General features: G+C 63.7%; 20 protein-coding genes. 7 read left to right on the plus strand and 13 right to left on the minus strand.

Annotated elements, in window-relative coordinates:
* Window positions 1–6 precede the first annotated feature (6 nt).
* From ACK4TE_RS05670 to ACK4TE_RS05705, 8 genes are all read right to left on the minus strand, one after another.
* Complete coding sequence (locus tag ACK4TE_RS05670) at window positions 7–1,692, minus strand: DNA polymerase III subunit gamma/tau (protein WP_409910516.1); 1,686 nt, start codon at window positions 1,690–1,692, stop codon at window positions 7–9.
* Between the two features lie 108 nt (window positions 1,693–1,800).
* A complete protein-coding gene (locus ACK4TE_RS05675) occupies window positions 1,801–2,331 on the minus strand; it encodes a hypothetical protein (protein ID WP_409910517.1) in 531 nt (176 codons plus the stop codon).
* Between the two features lie 132 nt (window positions 2,332–2,463).
* Complete coding sequence (locus tag ACK4TE_RS05680; protein WP_409910518.1) at window positions 2,464–3,498, minus strand: ribonucleotide-diphosphate reductase subunit beta; 1,035 nt, start codon at window positions 3,496–3,498, stop codon at window positions 2,464–2,466.
* 127 nt (window positions 3,499–3,625) lie between these two features.
* Window positions 3,626–4,936 (minus strand): hypothetical protein, encoded by a 1,311-nt coding sequence (locus ACK4TE_RS05685; RefSeq protein WP_409910519.1) that lies wholly within the window; start codon window positions 4,934–4,936, stop codon window positions 3,626–3,628.
* A gap of 191 nt (window positions 4,937–5,127) precedes the next feature.
* Window positions 5,128–5,571 (minus strand): TerB family tellurite resistance protein, encoded by a 444-nt coding sequence (locus ACK4TE_RS05690; RefSeq protein ID WP_409910520.1) that lies wholly within the window; start codon window positions 5,569–5,571, stop codon window positions 5,128–5,130.
* Between the two features lie 26 nt (window positions 5,572–5,597).
* Window positions 5,598–6,119 carry a tellurite resistance TerB family protein gene (locus ACK4TE_RS05695; protein ID WP_409910521.1) on the minus strand — a complete coding sequence of 174 codons (522 nt, stop codon included), beginning with the start codon at window positions 6,117–6,119 and terminating at the stop codon, window positions 5,598–5,600.
* Window positions 6,120–6,227: 108 nt separating this feature from the next.
* Window positions 6,228–7,151, minus strand: a complete 924-nt coding sequence (locus tag ACK4TE_RS05700; RefSeq protein ID WP_409910522.1) for a peptidylprolyl isomerase — start codon at window positions 7,149–7,151, stop codon at window positions 6,228–6,230.
* Between the two features lie 43 nt (window positions 7,152–7,194).
* On the minus strand, window positions 7,195–7,512 hold the full coding sequence (locus ACK4TE_RS05705; protein ID WP_409910523.1) for a hypothetical protein: 318 nt from the start codon (window positions 7,510–7,512) through the stop codon (window positions 7,195–7,197).
* Between the two features lie 109 nt (window positions 7,513–7,621).
* Between ACK4TE_RS05705 and ACK4TE_RS05710 the strand changes: the two genes are divergently transcribed.
* Window positions 7,622–8,110, plus strand: coding sequence for a GFA family protein (locus ACK4TE_RS05710; protein ID WP_409910524.1), 489 nt, complete (start codon window positions 7,622–7,624; stop codon window positions 8,108–8,110).
* On the opposite strand, the gene ACK4TE_RS05715 is transcribed toward ACK4TE_RS05710, so the two are convergent.
* From ACK4TE_RS05715 to ACK4TE_RS05730, 4 genes are all read right to left on the minus strand, one after another.
* Window positions 8,091–8,561: an SRPBCC domain-containing protein gene (locus ACK4TE_RS05715; RefSeq protein WP_409910525.1), complete on the minus strand. Its 471-nt coding sequence runs from the start codon at window positions 8,559–8,561 to the stop codon at window positions 8,091–8,093. The two genes, ACK4TE_RS05710 and ACK4TE_RS05715, sit on opposite strands and share 20 nt — an antisense overlap.
* On the minus strand, window positions 8,558–8,890 hold the full coding sequence (locus ACK4TE_RS05720; protein ID WP_409910526.1) for an ArsR/SmtB family transcription factor: 333 nt from the start codon (window positions 8,888–8,890) through the stop codon (window positions 8,558–8,560). Before ACK4TE_RS05720 ends, ACK4TE_RS05715 begins: the two co-directional genes overlap by 4 nt.
* Window positions 8,887–9,360, minus strand: coding sequence for a VOC family protein (locus ACK4TE_RS05725; RefSeq protein ID WP_409910527.1), 474 nt, complete (start codon window positions 9,358–9,360; stop codon window positions 8,887–8,889). Before ACK4TE_RS05725 ends, ACK4TE_RS05720 begins: the two co-directional genes overlap by 4 nt.
* 110 nt (window positions 9,361–9,470) lie before the next feature.
* Window positions 9,471–9,767 carry a TM2 domain-containing protein gene (locus ACK4TE_RS05730; RefSeq protein ID WP_409910528.1) on the minus strand — a complete coding sequence of 99 codons (297 nt, stop codon included), beginning with the start codon at window positions 9,765–9,767 and terminating at the stop codon, window positions 9,471–9,473.
* 149 nt (window positions 9,768–9,916) lie between these two features.
* On the opposite strand from ACK4TE_RS05730, the gene ACK4TE_RS05735 reads away from it, so the two are divergent.
* The 4 genes from ACK4TE_RS05735 to ACK4TE_RS05750 are packed head-to-tail and all read left to right on the plus strand — an operon-like array spanning window position 9,917 to window position 13,414.
* Window positions 9,917–10,294, plus strand: a complete 378-nt coding sequence (locus ACK4TE_RS05735) for a DUF1330 domain-containing protein (protein ID WP_409910529.1) — start codon at window positions 9,917–9,919, stop codon at window positions 10,292–10,294.
* Window positions 10,294–11,325 (plus strand): aromatic ring-hydroxylating oxygenase subunit alpha, encoded by a 1,032-nt coding sequence (locus ACK4TE_RS05740; protein ID WP_409910530.1) that lies wholly within the window; start codon window positions 10,294–10,296, stop codon window positions 11,323–11,325. The genes ACK4TE_RS05735 and ACK4TE_RS05740 overlap by 1 nt, the downstream gene beginning before the upstream one ends.
* A complete protein-coding gene (locus tag ACK4TE_RS05745; RefSeq protein ID WP_409910531.1) occupies window positions 11,322–12,545 on the plus strand; it encodes an amino acid permease in 1,224 nt (407 codons plus the stop codon). Before ACK4TE_RS05740 ends, ACK4TE_RS05745 begins: the two co-directional genes overlap by 4 nt.
* Before the next feature lie 11 nt (window positions 12,546–12,556).
* Window positions 12,557–13,414, plus strand: a complete 858-nt coding sequence (locus tag ACK4TE_RS05750; RefSeq protein WP_409910532.1) for a 50S ribosomal protein L11 methyltransferase — start codon at window positions 12,557–12,559, stop codon at window positions 13,412–13,414.
* A gap of 169 nt (window positions 13,415–13,583) precedes the next feature.
* Here ACK4TE_RS05750 and ACK4TE_RS05755 read toward each other — a convergent pair whose 3' ends face one another.
* On the minus strand, window positions 13,584–13,772 hold the full coding sequence (locus ACK4TE_RS05755) for a hypothetical protein (RefSeq protein WP_409910533.1): 189 nt from the start codon (window positions 13,770–13,772) through the stop codon (window positions 13,584–13,586).
* Between the two features lie 167 nt (window positions 13,773–13,939).
* On the opposite strand from ACK4TE_RS05755, the gene ACK4TE_RS05760 reads away from it, so the two are divergent.
* Complete coding sequence (locus ACK4TE_RS05760) at window positions 13,940–15,751, plus strand: aminopeptidase P family protein (RefSeq protein ID WP_409910534.1); 1,812 nt, start codon at window positions 13,940–13,942, stop codon at window positions 15,749–15,751.
* Between the two features lies 1 nt (window position 15,752).
* Complete coding sequence (locus ACK4TE_RS05765; RefSeq protein WP_409910535.1) at window positions 15,753–16,307, plus strand: hypothetical protein; 555 nt, start codon at window positions 15,753–15,755, stop codon at window positions 16,305–16,307.
* Window positions 16,308–16,448: the final 141 nt, after the last annotated feature.

Consider the following 16,448-nt stretch of genomic DNA (forward strand, 5'->3'; position numbering starts at 1 on the left):
TCTCCGTCAGGCCGGGCGGCGGGTCTTGAAGGGGATGACATTGCCCCCATCGCCCCCATTTTCAAGCGGGGCGTCTGCACTGTCCACATCCAGGATTACCGCGCCGGGGATGGCCTCAAGGGTCGCGGCGATCAGCGGATGCCTGGCGGCTTCGGCAATCCGCTCGGCTTTCTCGCGGCGCTCGCGCTCGCGGATCGATTCGGAGTTGGTCTCGGTGTTCTCCAGTGCCCAGTCGATGCCGGTTTCGAAATCGAGAAAGGTCTTGAGTCGCCCGGCAAGGCCGGCCGGCGCACCGGGGGCGAGCGCATAGGCGAGATAGCCTTCGCGTACGGCGGCAGGGCGGATATAGCGTTCGGTGTCCACCTGGAGGGCCACTTCCCGGGCATCAGTCAGCGCACGGACGATATCGGCAAAGGTGTTGAGGCCGCCGGGCGCTTGCGGCGGCGCCTCAAGGGGCGCTGCGTCCTTTCCCGGCGGACGCGACCCCTCGGCGATCATGCGGGCCGCTTCCTCCGGAGACGGAAGACCGGCGGCGGCAGCAAGGCGCAGGATGATCATGTTGAGCGCCGTGGCGGGATCGGGCGCAAGCTGCAGGTCGCCGTATCCGGAGAGCAGCATCTGCCAGTTGCGCGCCGCCTGCGCCGGCGTCAGGCGCTGGGCGAGGGCCTGCGTGCGCTGGCCCCATTCGGCAGGCCCGGCAGGCGCCCAGTCCTCGCCGGTCGCCTGCGCCACAGAGACATCGGCGGCAATGTCCATCAGGTCTTTCAGGATCACGGCGGGGTCTGCGCCGGCAGCAATCTGGTCTTTCAGTTCGGCAAGCGCGCCCTTGGCATCCGCGGCGACAGCGCGCTCGAACACATCGTAAAGCCGTGTGCGGTCGCCGAGGCCAAGCATGTCGCGCACAGCAGCGCCGGAGACTTCACCTTCCGTAGTCTGAACAATTGCCTGGTCCAGCAGGGAGAGCGCATCGCGCACGGAGCCTTCTGCGGCACGCGCGATCAGGGCGAGGGCCTCTTCGGAAACCGTGGCCTTCTCCTGCGCCGCAACATTGCCCAGATGCTGTGCCAGCAGGCCGGCATCCAGCCGCTTCAGGTCAAAGCGCTGGCAGCGGGAGAGGACGGTGACCGGAACCTTGCGGATCTCGGTGGTGGCGAAAATGAATTTCAGGTGCGGCGGCGGCTCTTCCAGCGTCTTCAGCAGCGCGTTGAAGCTGGCCGTCGACAGCATGTGCACTTCATCGATGATATAGACCTTGTAGCGGGCCGAAACCGGTCCGTACCGGGACGAATCGAGCAGGTCGCGCATTTCGGCGACGCCTGTACGCGAGGCGGCGTCGAGTTCCAGCACATCCGGGTGGCGGCTCGCCATGATCGCATCGCAATGCTCACCGGGCGGGTCGAGATGGATGGACGGCACGGATTCGGACTTGCCTTTTTTACCCTTGGCGCCCGCCTTCGGCTCATAGTTGAGCGCGCGGGCGAGGAGGCGCGCAGTGGTCGTCTTGCCGACGCCGCGCACACCGGTCAGCATGAAGCCGTGCGCGATGCGGCCAGTCTCGAACGCGTTCGAAAGCGTGCGCACCATCGCTTCCTGGCCGATCAGGTCCTCGAAGCGGCGCGGACGGTATTTGCGGGCGAGCACCTGATAGGCGCCGCCAGCCTCGTCTCCAAACAGGGAATCGTCACCGCTCATGTCGGCGGGACACTAGCGGGGGAAGGGCGGAGGGGCAAATGGGAGTTCAGCCTCAGCTGTCATCCCGGAATGTATCTGCCTGCAGGGCCCGCTGGCGCGCACCTGACCCTAATACGAGTATTTGATGATGCACTGGCCTGCTTCATCACGCAGGCCGGTACAGTCGCCGAGTTCAGCCTTGTAGGCGGCAGCACCGGAAACACATGCAGCCGGCGCATCATCGAAGAACTTGGCGCGCGCAAACTGGTACTGGCGATTGTCCTTCATCTTGTCGATCAGGCGATGGTTCGGCGAAAGCTTTTCCATCTCCTGATAGTCCATGACGGCGCATTGCGGGAAGGCCAGCGGATAATCGCGGACATACAGGCCGCGCGAGATACCACGATTGTAATAAATTTCGGCGCGCTGGTCTGCGGTGAGGTCCTGGCGCTGCAGCAGGTCTGTCAGCTGCTGATCCGCTCTCGGGAGGGAGGGCTTCTTGAAAACGTCCCGCTGGGCGAGGATCGGGTCAATCAAGGCCTTGAAGGCTTCATCCGACAGTTTGGCAATTTCGGCGGGCGGGGCTTCCGGCGCGGTTGCGCAAGCGCCAAGGCCGAGTGCGATGAGCGAAGCGGCGGAAAAAGCTTTGATGCGATTCATGTATGTCCCCTTGTTTCCATTCAGGAAACTAGCAAGGGAGATTTTGATTCGGCAACCTTTATCGGGGCGCTGTGCAACGAAACATCGATTCGACTGGATACGCACAGGCCCGCCGGACCGGGCAACGAATACTTATTCGGCCTGAACAGTCTCCGCCTTTTTCCGGCGTTCGTCGAAGCGGCTCCAGACGCCGTCATCGCCGTGCCAGTCGCCGCGGGTGGCGCCCTTGGAGTATTCTGTGGCGCGCTGCTCGAAGAAGTTGGCGTGTTCCACGCCGTTCAGGATTTCCGACAGCCAGGGCAGCGGGTGCTTGGTGATGCCGAAGATCGGCTCCAGCTTCAGCTGGCTGAGGCGCCAGTCGGCGATGTAGCGGATATAGTTCTTGATATCGTCCGGCGTCATGCCTTCCACCGGGCCCATCTCGAAGGCGAGTTCGATGAACTTGTCCTCCAGCGCCACCACCGTGCGGCAGCACTCGCGGATACGCTCGCGCAGCGCGTCCGTCATCACGCCGGTCTCGGCGCAGAAAGTGTGGAACAGCTTGATCATGCCTTCGCAGTGCAGGCTCTCGTCGCGAATCGACCAGGTGACGATCTGGCCCATGCCCTTCATCTTGTTGAAGCGCGGGAAGTTCATCAGCATGGCGAAGCTGGCGAACAGCTGCAGGCCTTCGGTGAAGGCGCCGAACACGGCCATCGAGACGGCGATGTCTTCGTTCGTCTCGGTGCCGAACTGGCCGAGATAGTCGTGCTTCGCCGCCATCTCCTTGTATTCCATGAAGGCGGAGAATTCGCTGTCCGGCATGCCGATCGTCTCGAGCAGCAGGGCATAGGCCGCGATATGGATCGTCTCCATGTTGGAGAACGAAGACAGCATCATGGACACTTCCACCGGCTTAAACAGCGGCATGTAGTGTTCCATGTAGTTGGCGCCGACTTCGACATCCGACTGGGTGAAGAAGCGGAAGATCTGGGTCAGAAGGTTGCGCTCCGCGTCGGTCAGCTTCACCGCCCAGTCCTTGCAGTCCTCGCCGAGGGGCACTTCCTCCGGCATCCAGTGGACCTGCTGCTGCTTCTTCCAGAACTCGTAGGCCCAAGGGTAGCGGAACGGCTTGTAGGCGCGGCTCGGGGTGAGCAGGCCGGGCACATTGGGATTTCCGTCAGCCATGGTGGGGCTCCTTGAGGCAGGTATCTGATATGGGATCAAAACACCACATATTGTGCTTAAAATGTGTTAACGCCGCAAGATGTGCGGTTTGAATTGCACAAGATAGCGCGCCTTTTGGGAGCCGGTATCAGGCCTTTCCCGGACCCCGCGGCGCGCCGGCGGGTTTGAGGCCCAGACGGTGGAGCGCGGCCTGGCAGAGTTCGAGGTCCACCTGCGTCCATGCAAGGAAGGCAACCCGCTCGATCCGCGTTTCCGGAGAATGCAGCAGGAACTGGTTGGCGGCATGGATCAGGCCCTGCACCCGCTCATGTGGGCTTTCGCCGGGTGCGCGGCTGCCGAACAGGGGAATCAGAACCGATTTCAGCACGGACTTGGAATTCATCTTGGCGCCGAAGCGGGTGTTGTATTCGTCCACCGCGGCGAGCGAATTGGTGACGCATTTGCGGTAGGCGCCGATCAGCTGGTAGCCGCGACCCGGCTCGCCCTGATGCGCGGCGACATGCACCAGCAGCTTCACCTTGTTGGTTTTCGCCAGCGCGCCGGATTTCGTCACCATCGTCGTGCCGGGTTCGATGCCGGTGCGGTGATGGGTGCCGACCTTTGAACGCAAGAGGCGCGTGATCGCATCATCGCGCACGAAACCGTGCCGGTCGCGGCGCGAGCCGAGATAGCGGATTGTGGCGGAGACGGAGGAATCGTGCAGGCGCGCGAGTTCCATCCGCGTGTTCTCGGGGTTCACCCAGACATCGATGTCGTCCACATCGGCAATGTCGCCGGTGACGATCTCGATCTGGCGCGCCGCTTTCGGGCCGGTGATGCCGGCAAGGCCGATCTTGTAGATATGGTAGCGCCGCTCGGGCAGGGGCCGGTCCGGCAGGCGGATCGAGATGCCGGGGATCAGCGAGTGCACGATCGAATCGGTCGCGCGGTTGTCGAGACTGTTCTTGATATGCGTGCGCAGGAGGGCGCGGCAGTCGGCGATGATCTGCGCGCGGCCGGGCGCGCCTTCGGGCGGCAGCTCATAGTCGAGCGCGCGCACCCCGGTGATGTTGTATTCCTCGCCCGAGCCCTGATGGCACATCACAACCGTGCCGGCGCGGCGCGCGGCCTGGCGGATGCCAAGCTCGAAGAAGATGTCGGGTGAGCCGAGCGTGATGTCGGCAATCACCACATCGGCGTCGATGATGTTCTCCACCATCTCGCGGTGGATGAGGCCGGAGCGGCTGACCCGGTCGGAGCGGATACAGTCGAGGTCAAGGTCTTCGGCCACCGGCTGGATCAGCTCGTGAAACACCGCATCGAAATCGATCTGCGGCCCGTCGCCTTCATTCGGTGTCGCGTAAGGCAGGATGACGAAGCATCGCCGCCCGGTCTGACGCGCTTCAAACTCTGCGGGTTTCTCCGCAACCTGTGTCTTGCCCTCGAACGCCATGCTCACTGCCCCGTCGCCTCATTTGCCGGCGCGCCCATCCACACAACCAGCCCGCCCTGACGAAACAATGGCGCTTTTGCGCTGGCAAGGCGGGCCGCGGGGGCTTTCTGCCTGCTGAAATCCACGCTCTGCCTAACGCCCTGATTCCTGTAGAAAATGCGGCAGATTATAAATGCGTAAGGTTGGGTGGATGGCGCCTAGTGCTCGTTCTTGGCGCGGATCGCGTGCAACATGGATTCCGCCTCCTTCTGATCGATCGACAGCTTTTCGATCAATGTCTTCAGATAGATCTTCTCTTCATTGCGCACGATCCGGTCTGCCAGGACAATGTCGCAGCAATGGCCAAAAATCGCGAGCCCCACGGCTGGTGATTCTGATCGAAGTGAGGCGCAGGCATCGGCGATCAAGCTGTCGATAGATCCCTTTTGCAAGCGGGGATCGATCTTTTCCTTGAGCTTCTGCAAATCACCCGGCTTGAGAGCAGACAGCGTTCGGGTGCGCTGCGCGAGGGCGGCAAGTTCTTGTTCTTCACGCTCGTCGGCCTCTCCGTCTATCAGCATTGCCGCAGCAAGAAGAGCGTAAAATGCCTCTTCCTTGGTCATCCCGCCGAGAATTTGGTCCAGGATATCGTTGATGGACATTCGGAACTCCTCCGTCCGGTTGGGGTTCAGTGGTCATTCTTCTTGCGCAGAGCGTTGAGGATCGCGGTTGCGCTGGCTTCATCCAGCTCGAGCAGGCCAACCATATCCGAGATGAACGCCCGCTCGGAGGGCAGCACGACCCGATCACCGAGAATGATATCGACAGCATGGGCAAAGGCTGAAAGCCGCTTCTTTGCCGGCACGGATCGTGCGGCACGCGACAGGAGTGACCGGCGCCGACCCGCATCCATCAATCGGGCATGGTACTTGCGCATCAGCTTCGCGCGCCGTTCCGCCGACAGCTTCGACAATGTTGGCGACCGGCTCATCAGAGCATCGAGTTCCGTCGCTTCTTCTTCTGAAATCCGCCCATCTGCAGCTGCCGCGCCATACACTACAAGGAAGAAAGATGTCCGCGCGTCCATCCGCAACCCAAGTATCCTGGCGATGCGCTCTCCGAATGGAATGCTCTCTTTGGGCTTGCGTTCAGCCGTGCTCAGCAAGTCGCCCAAGGAGAGCTGAGGCAGCGCCACATTCGTCCGAGCCATAAAAGCGTCCCTCGCAGCAAACGGCGTGTCCCTTTGAACGCCATATGCAGCTTTTATTGACTATCTTCGGCTCGGAATTGTCAACTCCGGGTTTCTGGACAAGGCACTCTATCCGCCATTTTCCCGGCGTGCCGGCACCGGCAGCGTGCAGATGTCCAGGACCTTTGGCGGCGTCGAAACAAAAGCGTCGATGGCGGAATAGTCGCGCTTGGACTCCTTCAGCGCGGCCCACTCGGCGGAGGCTGTATTCATCACTTCAAACACAGGGCGCTCGTCCTCCGGCATGTCCGCGGCGACTTTCGCCGAGGTGATGAAATTCGCATCGAGCTTTGCGCGCCGCCATTGGGAAAGCTGGTAGGCGAGTTCCGGGTCGTCGCCATAGAGCGCCGCCGCCTCTTCCTCCGTAGCCGGATCAACGCGGGGCAGGCGGTGGACATGCTCCATGCCGGCGATCACGCGGCCGAAGATCGTGTAGTTCCGGTCGAGGTAGCGCCGCGGTTGCAGCGGGATGAAGATTTCGGTCGAGCCCGATTCCGGCGGCGTATCGCGCGCCATGCCGAGCGCGCCGGGGCAGTTCAGCAGCCATTCCTGCCCGCCCTCGCGGCCGACGGCAAAGCCCATCCGGTGGCCGGGCTCCGGGGCGAAGAGGTCGGCATTGCCATGCGGCGTGAAGCCTTCCGCAGACACCGCGCGCTCTGCCTCGAAGGGCAGGGTGGGGATGCCGGTTATCTCCTGCTCGAATTCGCGGCCCGCCTGCGCAACATGGCCTTCGATCACGCGGTAGAACGCCTCGCCATCATAGAATCCATCGCGCACCAGCTGGCGGATCTGCGCTACATGGGCGGGCGCGGCTTCGGGGAAAAGCTCGATATAGGTAGTGCCGGTCGCCAGCTCGAGGACGATCAGGTTCTCTGGATCAACGGCGCGCCATTCCGGTTCGGCCGCCGCAGTGGGTATGGCTTCAGGAACCGCCACCGGCGCATTCGCGCAGGCGGCAAGGGCGAGGGCGGAGAGGAGGATGGCGCGGGTCATACACACATGCTTCGGCGAGGCGCCGGGCGGCGTCAATGGCGCCTCAGACGTCAAACCCGTACTTCTCTTTCAGGAAGGCCCTGGTTCGCTCGTCCGGTTCCTCGCCATAGCAGGAGGCGATGACGCGGCCATATTCCTCGAGGTGTATGATGCCGTCGCCCTCGATAGCGGCGAGGAAGGACTTCTCCTTCGCGCGTTCGACATAGACGAAATAATAGGCCCAGCGCCCGGTTGTGTCCTTTGCCTTGATCTTGTGGACGAGGTGGCCGCTCTTCGCGATCAGCTGATCGGCCTGGCTGCGCGGTTTCGCGGCCGGCTTTGCGAAGCGTTCGGCGAAGGATTGGGGTTCGGACTTGTCCATGCGCGTCTCCCTCGGGCAAGCGGGGAAGGCTGGCAGAGCATCCGGGCGCAATTGAGGCATGCAGGCACGCCGCTTGTGCGCACGCGGAGCGCCGGGCAGGATGGAGGGCATGAGACACATCCCCGTCACTCGCCCGCCGCTGCCGGCATTCCCGATTGAGGGCGGCTGCCATTGGGGCGCCGTTCGCTATGCCATCACCGCGCGTCCGCTCGCCGTGAATGCCTGCCATTGCGGCGACTGCAAGCGCCTTGCGGGCGGCCCGTTCGGGCTTTACCTGCATGTGCCGAAAGACACGCTCGACATCCGCGCCGGCCAGTTCGATCTTTTCCGGCGCACCGGCGGTAGCGGCAACCAGATTTCCATCCTGCGCTGCCGCGCCTGCGGCGCGCGCATGTGGCACCTGCCGGATGTCGCGCCGGACCTTGTCATCCTTTGTGCGGGCACTCTGGATGACAGCACTTGGGCGATCCCCACCTCGCACATCTTCATCGAGGAAGCCGCGCCGGATGCGACCGCCGCTGAAGATGCGATCACGGTGGAAGCCTTCAACACCACGCGCGCCGCTTTGTGGGACCGGTTCAGCCAGATTTATCCGTGAGCTGACGGGAGATGGCCGCCAGCTGCGCGCGCCAGTGCTCGGCGAGGCGCATCTGCGTTGCCTGCAGCGGGAATCCGTGGCGGGCGACATGGTCCTGCGGGATCGTGTCCCAGCCGCGATGGGTGACCGTGACACGGGTTTCTGCACCAGCAGGTTCGAACACAACCTCGACGCTTGTTACCTGATCCGGCGCAAACGTCGCCTGCCGCCAGGTGAAAGCGAGTCGGGTAGGGCGCTCCCAGGCCGTGACACGGCCGATCTCGAACACTTTGCCGTTCGCCAGCGTGGTAATCAGCCTTTCGCGGTTTTCAAAGGACAGCGTGCCATCGCCGCGCGGCGTGATCTGGAATAGCGCGCCGGGGCGCCACCAGAGACCGATCTCCTCCGTAAACGTATCAAACGCTTCCTCTGCCGGCACCGCGACGCGCAGCGAAACAAGCACAGCGCTCACTTGCGCTTCTTCTCCGCATGCGCCTTGAAGGCTGTCAGCTGCGCGGCCCACATCTTCTCGGTCTCGGTGAGCCAGAGTTTCAGGTCTGCCATCGCGCCCTCCTTCAGCGAATAGATGCGCACGCGCGCATCGAACTCGGGATGGGTCTCTTCAGCAAGGCCTGCCTCCTTCAGCGCGCGCAGGTGGCGGCTCATGGCCGGCGCGGCGAGGCCAAGTGCGCCGGCAAGTTCGCCCGCACTGTGCGGACGCTTGCCGAGCAGCTCCACCGCCCGGCGCCGGTCAGGGTCAGCGAGGGCGGCAAGCGTCGAGTCGAGCTTCGGGCGCGTCACAGACGCTCCTGCGTGCGCAGGCTGCCACCCGAGGCCTTGTCCCATTCGGCGGGCGACATGGTTTTCATCGTGACGCCGAAGGTCCAGATATGGCCTTCCGGGTCGCGCGCGCGGTAGGTGCGGTCGCCGTAGAACTGCGTGTCCGGTTCCTGCAGGATTTCGGCGCCGGCCTTGCGGGCATGTTCGCAATGCGCGTCGATGTCCTCGCCGGGCGCGAGTTGCACATGCACGGTCTGGGTGTTCTTGCCGCCCATGTTTTTCGGGCTGCGATGGTTCTCCGACCATTCACTGCCGACCATCACCAGCCCGTCGCCAAATTTCATTTCTGAATGCGCGATACGGTCGTTCTCGTCGAGGATCACCATCAGCGGCTCGAAGCCAAACGCTTCCTCCAGCCATCTGAAAGCGGCATTCGGATCCACATAGCAGACCGCGCTCGAGAAGCCCTTGCTGCGATAATAGTCGGACATGGTTTTTTCCTTTCCGTTTATGGAAATATTTCTACATAATAGAAAATATCCAGTCAAGCCCTGTCGCGCCCTCCCTGCCGGAGGGCGCTCGTAGTCTCGGGTCCGCAGGGTTATGCGTACCGCGGCCGGCGGCCGTAGCGAAGGTCCATCGAGGCGCGGTGGCGCGTCTCGTCCATCTTGTCATTGATGATCGACGGGATGAGGAAAAGGTCCAGCAGCCACCAGACGAAACCGACCAGGATGAAATAGGAGAGGATCTGCAGGATCGCCGTTACCGGCTTGCCGAGATAGAACCGGTGCGCCGAGATCCAGCCGAGGAAGAACCAGAGCAGATAGGCGGCGCCGGCGCTCTTCTTCTCGTTGGCGACGCGGCTCTCGATCAGGATCATGTCTTCGGTCGTATACATCTCGGTCTCTCCCGGGGCTCCTTTGCCGTTTATCGATAAGAAGATAACCCCGTCTGGCCCGGATTTAAAGGGGCCCGCCCCAAAAATCCGGGCCGGGCTTGCCTGTGGCTCCGGAATGGGGCCTGTTGCGGCGGGGGAGGAACAGCCGGATGCGCAGATATTACGCTGTCCTTGCAATCAGCCTGCTGGCGGCCTGCCAGTCCGCACCAGAGCCCGCGCCTGCGCCGGTGAGCGCGAAAGGCTATGTCATCGCCGAAATCGAGGTGACGAATCCTGAGCCCTACAAGGACTATGTCCAGGCCGCGACGGAGATCGTGGCAGCGCATGGCGGCACCTATCTGGTGCGCGGCGGGCCGTCTGCGGCGCTGGAAGGCGCGGCGCCGAAAGGCCGGCTGGTGGTGATCGAGTTTCCGAGCCTTGCCGCGGCAGAGGCCTTCGCAAACTCGCCTGAATATCTTGAGGCGGCAAAAATCCGGCAGGCGAATGCCGTCTCCCGGGTCATCCTCGTGGAAGGGAAGATGCCCTGATGGCAGATGGCCCCGCCACCGGCCCGCAGCGGGCACTGGACCCGTCCCTCTACGGACGATCCGAAATCTTCGCGCTGGAACGTGCCAACGTCTTCGCAAAGGCCTGGCGGCTGATCGGGCATGAGAGCATGCTGGCCAGGGCGGGCGATTTCCTTACGGATGATCTCGCAGGCTGGTCCATTCTGGCTGTGCGGGGAAAAGACGGCGCCGTGCGCGCCTTCCACAATGTCTGCCCTCACCGTGCCGGACCTCTGGCAGAAGAAGCGCAGGGGCATTGCGAGGGCGCGATCACCTGCCGCTATCATGGCTGGCGTTTCACCTTCGAAGGCCGCCTCCAATCGGCGCGCGATTTCGGCGCGGCGGAGGGGTTTGATCCACGCGAACATGGCCTCTCGCCCGTGCGGCTGGAGACGTGGCGAGGCTTCCTGTTCGTCACGCTTTCAGGCGAGGCGCCGGCAATCCGCGAGATGATGCGCCCGGTCGATGCGTCGTGGACGGACGAAACCGTGCACCCGTTCGCCCTGCGCCGTTCGCACACCATCCGCTGCGACTGGAAAGTCTATGTCGAGAATTATCTCGAAGGCTATCATGTGCCGCTGATCCATCCGGGCCTCGATGCCGAGATCGATTCGGCGAATTATACTGTGCACATGGAAGGCGACATAGCGGTGCACCGCGCACCCTCACGCAAGTCTGACAATGTCTATGCCGGTTACTGGGCATGGGCCTGGCCATGGCTCGGCATCAATGTGTATGAGCACGGCGTGATGATGGAACGTATCTCGCCGGTCGGCCCGGCAGAGACGCGGCTCGATTACCTCTATTTCTTCGATCCGCAGCGTACGGACGAACTCGCCGGAATGCTGAAACTCTCCGACGCTGTGACTGACGAAGACCTGCGCATGTGCGAAGCCGTCCACCGAAATATCACCGGCAGCGTCTACCGCGCCGGGCCGCTTTCGCCCCGGCATGAGGGCGCGCTGGCCTGGTTTCAGGCGCGGCTCAAGCGTGATGCGGGCTATCCGGCTTGAGCGGCGAGGCGCGCCAGATCGGCCCCGTTCTCGCCATGGCGATTGTCGCCGGAAATATGATTGGTTCAGGCGTGTTCATGCTGCCCGCCGTGCTCGCCTCTGTCGGCTCGGCCAGCCTGATTGCGTGGGGCGTCGCGGCGGTGATCGCGATTGTCCTGGCGCTCGTCTTCGCTTTCCTCGGGGCGATGCGCGAGGGAGCCGAAACGCTGACGGAATATCCGGGTACGGCGTTTCATCCGGCGTTCAGCTTTATCGCCTGGGCGGCCTACTGGGCCACCTGTTTCATTGGCATCGTCGGCATTGCGCTGGTCTCCGTCGGCTATGGCGCGGCGATCTTCGGCGTGACGCTTGAGCCGGGCGCGCGCCTGATCGCAATCCTCGCGGTGCTCTGGTCGCTCGTCGGCTGCGCCTTTCTCGGGCCGCGCTTTGTCGGGCGGATGTCCTCGGCCACCTTGCTGCTGGGCCTGTTGCCGATTGCGGCGGCGATCCTCATCGGCTTTGCGAATTTCAACGCGGATGTGTTTGCCGCCTCATGGAATGTCACGGGCGCGCCACTGAGTGCAGCGCTGCCGCCGACGCTGATCTCCATTTTCTGGGCCTTCCTCGGCCTTGAAAGCGCGAACGCGATTGCCGGACGCGTGCGCCATCCGAAACGCAACATCGCCATCGCGGCGGCTGGCGGCGTGGCGATTGCGGCGGTGATCTATGCGCTGGCGACGACGGCGCTGTTCGGCCTCGTGCCGGCGGAGACGCTGGCGAAATCTGCCGCGCCCTTTGCCGATGTGATCGGCTCTGTCGCGGGGCCTGTCGCCGGCATTCTCGTCGCCATCGCTGCCTTCGCGCGCACCTTCGGCTGCACCGCAAGCTGGATCCTCGTCGCAGGCGAAACAGGGCAGGCGGGCGGCCGGCAGGGCTTCCTGCCGAAGGCGCTGTCCAGCACCGCGCCGGACGCCGCGCCGGTGCGCGATCTCATCGTGATGGGCGTGCTGATGAGCCTCGTCGCCCTGCTGACCCTGACGCCGGACCTCGTGAAACACTTCAGCACGATTGCCGATTTCACCGTCTATCTGACCCTGCTGATCTACGCCCTCTGCGCGCTCGCCCTGATCCGGTTCTCGGGATCGATCACAAACACGAACCTGCGCTGGACCGCCCGCCTGCTGGGCGCCTTCGGAGCGGCCTCATCTGTCTGGATTGCGTGGGCGGCGTTTGCGGGCTAACGGGCACGGCCATGTACCAGATCACGGCTAAGGGCCCGCGCGGGCCGATTGAGATTGCGTGGGATGCGCTCGCCTGGGCGGACCCGTCGCCGGCAGGGGCAGTCGACGCGAAGGAGGACGCACGCGGCGCATGGCGGCTCGATGCCTTTGCCGAGACGCTGGAAGAGGCCGAAGAGTGCGTGGTGATCATTCAGGACTCCGCGCCGGAACTGACCGCGCGGATCGAGGAGATTGCCGAGCGCGACTGGGTGACCCTGTCGCTGGAAGGCCTGCCGCCGGTAAAGGCCGGGCCGTTCGTGGTGGTGGGCAGTCATGCGCTGGCCGCCACGTCACCGGGCAAGATTTCCGTGCTTATCGAAGCCGGCCCCGCCTTCGGCACCGGCCATCACGGCACGACGCTCGGCTGCCTGCTGGCGCTCGCCGAAGCACGCCGCCGCCGCAAGCCGGGGCGGGTGCTGGACCTTGGAACGGGCTCGGGCGTCTTGGCGATTGCGGCGCTGAAAGTCGGCGCGGAGCTGGCAGTCGGCACGGATATCGACCGCGACTCCGTGTTCGTGGCGCGCGAGAATGGCCGGAAGAACCGGGTCAGCCGTTTCTTCGTTCACCATGTGCGCGGCGCGAACGCTTCCTCGATCCGGGCGATGGCGCCTTATGACACCGTGTTCGCCAACATCCTGATGAAGCCGCTGATCGGTCTCGCAAAGGACATCGAACACCTCTCGGCGCCCGGCGCAGTGATCATCCTGTCAGGACTTCTTCACCATCAGGCTGCCCCTGTCCGCGCGGCCTTCGAAGGGCACGGCATGCTGTTCCAGCGCAAGATCAAGCGCGATGGCTGGTCCAGCCTCGTGTTCCGGAAGGCGGACTGAACGCTTCGTTCTCTTTTTGCCGGGAACTGTAGCCCTCCCCGCCGCATCCCGGGAGGAGGGATGGGCGGCGAGGGGATCGCGGCGGCGCGGGGTTGGGAGGGGACTTCCGCGCGGGCTCAGCGATCAGTCATGCCGCCCCGTTGGAGTCCGGGGCGGCAATTGGAAAGGATCAGCGCGTGGCGCGGCGGTACTGACGGGCCTGACGGCGGGCCAGGAGGTTCAGGCGCTCGGGCGCGAAGTCAGCCTCGGCGCGGCGCGGCGCCGCCACCGGAGCCGTCACTTCATTGACCTGAACCGGGCGCAGGGCCTCTGCAGCCGGGATTTCGGCGGCGGGGCGGATGGCGAAGTCGAATTTCATTGTTAACTCTTTGTTTACTGTGGATTGTTGCGGTGCAGCATTTGTTTGGATGCGCGCAATATAGGGTGGCCGGTAAACAAAACAGTATGGCAAGCCCCGTTTTGGCATGAAACATTGCATAGCTCACTTGCTTTCCGGCGCCCCCGCATCGGGTTAAGAGGGTGGCCATGAGACAGACATTCGACATCAAGGGCGGGCCGCAGGACGGCCGGGCTCATCTTCCGCTGCTTCGCCGTGAACTTTCCGCGCAGGGCCTCGATGGCCTGTATGTGCCGCACGACGATGAGTATCAGAACGAATACCTGCCGGACGCGAATGAGCGCCTCGCCTGGGCGACCGGGTTTACAGGCTCGTTCGGCTCGGCCTTCGTGTTCACCGACAAGGCGGTGCTGTTTGCCGATGGGCGCTATACGCTGCAGGCGGCGGATCAGACCGATGCCAGCCTGATCGAGGTGCAGGGCATTCCGGACCCCGGCGCGTTCGGCTGGCTGGCACAGCAGAATCTGAAGGGCAAACGGGTTGGTTATGATCCGCGCCTGATGAGCCCGAACGATGTGGCTGCGCTTGCTGCCGCGGCGGCGAAGGCGGGCTGTGAACTCGTGGCCGTCGCCGAGAACCCGATCGACAAGGCCTGGAAAGGCCGCCCGCCGCAGCCGATGGAAAAGGTCGTGCCGCACCCGGTGAAACATGCGGGCGTGGCGCACAATGACAAGCTCGAAGCGCTCGGCGCGCAGCTGAAGCGCGACGGCGCGGACGCGGCCGTGCTGACCTCGCCGGCCTCAATTGCCTGGGCCTTCAATATCCGTGGCGGCGATGTCAGCTGCACGCCGCTGCCGCTGGGCCGGGCCATTCTGTATGCGGACGGATCGGCCGAACTGTTCATCGACGAGGCAAAGACCGATGGCGCGCTGCGCCGGCATCTCGGCAACAGGGTAACGCTGCGCCCGCTGGCAAAGCTGGAGGAGGGGCTTTCGGGCCTTTCCGGCAAGACGGTGAGCCTTGATCCGGATGTCGCCTCGGCCTGGTTCTTTGACCGGCTGGCGGGCGCCGGCGCGAAGGTGTTGCGCCAGCGTGATCCGGTGGCGATCCCGCGCGCGTGCAAGAATGCGGCGGAGATCAAGGGCACGACAGCGGCGCATATCCGCGACGGGGTGGCGCTGACGAAATTCCTGCACTGGCTCGATACCGAAGCGCAGTCGGGCAACGTGACCGAGATCGAGACGGTGATGAAGCTCGAAGCGTTCCGCGAGGATCTCGGCAATCTCAACGACCTTTCGTTCCCGTCGATTTCCGGCGCCGGGCCGAACGGGGCGCTGCCACATTACCGCGTCTCGACCGCCTCCGACCGCAAGCTGGAGCGCGGCTCGCTGTTCCTGATCGACAGCGGTGGGCAGTATCTCGATGGCACCACCGATGTGACGCGCACCGTGCCGATCGGTCAGCCTACGGAAGACATGATCCGGCACTATACGCTGGTGCTGAAGGGCCATATTGCGCTGGCGACTGTTCGCTTCCCGCCGGGCACGACGGGGACGCATCTGGATGTGCTGGCGCGCCATGCGCTGTGGCAGGCGGGGCTCGATTACCAGCATGGAACGGGCCACGGCGTCGGGGTTTATCTCGGCGTGCACGAAGGCCCGCACCGGATTGCGAAGCCGTGGAATCCGGTGCCCCTGATGCCGGGCATGATCGTCTCGAACGAGCCCGGATTCTACAAGGCGGGCGCTTACGGCATCCGCATCGAGAACCTGCAATATGTGACGCCTGCGGAGGACATTCCTGGCGGCGAAATTGCGATGCTGGGCTTTGAATGCCTGACCTTTGCGCCGCTGGCGCGCGGGCTTATCGATGTGAAGCTGCTCTCGAAAGAGGAACGCAAATACGTCAATGACTATCACAAGCGCGTCTGGAAACTGCTGAGCCGGAAGCTTGATGGCGAGGTTAAAGAGTGGCTGAAGTCGGCCTGCGCGAAGTTGTAGCATGATGGATGCCTCTTCCCGGGAAGCGCTCTGGAACGAGATTTCCAAGCCGTTCTCCAACGGCGCCTTCATGCAGTTGCATACCAGCTGGTTCGCCGGGCTTGCCTCGCGGGCGGGGCCTCAGCGGATGCAGCAGCTCGCACGCTCGAAGCCGGCCCGGCAGCTGGAGCAGATTCTGGCGGATGTGAAAGCCGAAGATGTTACGCCGCTGATCGTCCGTAGCGAGATCAATCTCGATCAGGCCATCTCGGCATTGCGGATGACGCTGGTGGCAAATATTTCGGTGCCGGCAGGCAGCCTTGTGCTCGCCAATCAACTGGCATCGCAGCGAATCCAGAGCCTGGTCGAGACAACGCCCGTGACGGCCCTGGCAATGTCCATCGGGGCTGTATTGTTTCTCCTCCTGGGTATCATCTGGTATGCCTATGCCGGGGTCGCGGCAGCACGCGATCTCAATCACCTTCTGCGACTGAAGTATGCCGATACCCGCAGCAATGCGCCTTATCCCGACGACGGGATTGGTGAGGCGATCAGCGCGGCGACGGATCTGGCTTAGGCTGGATGGTTTCTGGCGGCGAGGGCAGCACGAATGCCCGGACGCGGGGGACCCAGGCCGGTGGGTTTTCCTGAACTCGGTTTCCTGTCATTCCGGCGCAGGCCGGGACCCAGACTTGAGGCGATGCGCGGGGGCCGCCTC

The organism is Hyphomonas sp. (genome assembly GCF_046313975.1).
Taxonomy (GTDB): Bacteria; Pseudomonadota; Alphaproteobacteria; order Caulobacterales; family Hyphomonadaceae; genus Hyphomonas.